Raw genomic sequence first — 325 nt, forward strand, 5'->3', positions numbered from 1 at the left:
GCGGGTGTGGGGCTTCATGGGCTGCCAAATTTGCAAGAAAGCGCGGGGCCGGTATTTGTTTCCTTGCAAATATCGCACCACACTTCAACCAAAATAGCATTGCAGATCAATGGCTTGCGAGTTGTTCAGGACGGACAAGGTAGCCTGGGCGGACGCGCCATCTTTGACGCAGTCAGCCTGCAGTTGCAGCGTAAGCGGTCATTGAACCCCACCCTAGCCACCAAGGCTGTGCTCTGACAGCCTACGTTCCCACGTAGATGAACGTGGGAACGTAGCGATGAACGACGAATTGCAGGATCTCAGGCGCAGGTTGGTGGTGGGGCAC

The 325-nt window shown here is 56.0% G+C and carries 1 protein-coding gene; it reads left to right on the forward strand.

Annotated elements, in window-relative coordinates; translation table 11 throughout:
• A partial coding sequence (locus ABG80_RS23440) for a hypothetical protein (RefSeq protein ID WP_235513773.1) occupies positions 1–237 on the forward strand: 237 nt, incomplete at its 5' end.
• Positions 238–325: the final 88 nt, after the last annotated feature.

The sequence above is a fragment of the Aquabacterium parvum genome (genome assembly GCF_001447195.1).
Lineage (GTDB): Bacteria > Pseudomonadota > Gammaproteobacteria > Burkholderiales > Burkholderiaceae_C > Aquabacterium > Aquabacterium parvum.